This is a genomic window from Paraburkholderia dipogonis (assembly GCF_042680985.1).
GTDB lineage: Bacteria > Pseudomonadota > Gammaproteobacteria > Burkholderiales > Burkholderiaceae > Paraburkholderia > Paraburkholderia phytofirmans.
Genome location: NZ_JBHUFR010000054.1, coordinates 1 through 927, shown reverse-complemented (window position 1 = coordinate 927; position 927 = coordinate 1). Strand labels below are relative to the sequence as shown.

Below are 927 nucleotides of genomic sequence, written 5' to 3'. Positions count from 1 at the left end.
ACGGGCAATTAGTATCAGTTAGCTTAACGCATTACTGCGCTTCCACACCTGACCTATCAACGTCCTGGTCTTGAACGACCCTTCAAGGGGCTCGAAGCCCCGGGGATATCTCATCTTAAGGCGAGTTTCCCGCTTAGATGCTTTCAGCGGTTATCTCTTCCGAACATAGCTACCCGGCGATGCCACTGGCGTGACAACCGGTACACCAGAGGTTCGTCCACTCCGGTCCTCTCGTACTAGGAGCAGCCCCCTTCAAATATCCAGCGCCCACGGCAGATAGGGACCAAACTGTCTCACGACGTTTTAAACCCAGCTCACGTACCTCTTTAAATGGCGAACAGCCATACCCTTGGGACCGGCTACAGCCCCAGGATGAGATGAGCCGACATCGAGGTGCCAAACACCGCCGTCGATATGAACTCTTGGGCGGTATCAGCCTGTTATCCCCAGAGTACCTTTTATCCGTTGAGCGATGGCCCTTCCATACAGAACCACCGGATCACTATGACCTGCTTTCGCACCTGCTCGACTTGTCGGTCTCGCAGTTAAGCACGCTTATGCCATTGCACTATCAGCACGATTTCCGACCGTACCTAGCGTACCTTCGTACTCCTCCGTTACACTTTGGGAGGAGACCGCCCCAGTCAAACTGCCTACCATGCACTGTCCCCGATCCGGATTACGGACCAAGGTTAGAACCTCAAACAAACCAGGGTGGTATTTCAAGGATGGCTCCACGCAGACTGGCGTCCACGCTTCAAAGCCTCCCACCTATCCTACACAGACCGGTTCAAAGTCCAATGCAAAGCTACAGTAAAGGTTCATGGGGTCTTTCCGTCTAGCCGCGGGGAGATTGCATCATCACAAACACTTCAACTTCGCTGAGTCTCGGGAGGAGACAGTGTGGCCATCGTTACGCCATTCGTG

General features: G+C 53.8%; 1 rRNA gene. It reads right to left on the bottom strand.

The features are described 5' to 3' along the window. Positions 1-927 (bottom strand): 23S ribosomal RNA (locus tag ACFSNN_RS41290); the annotation flags it as partial.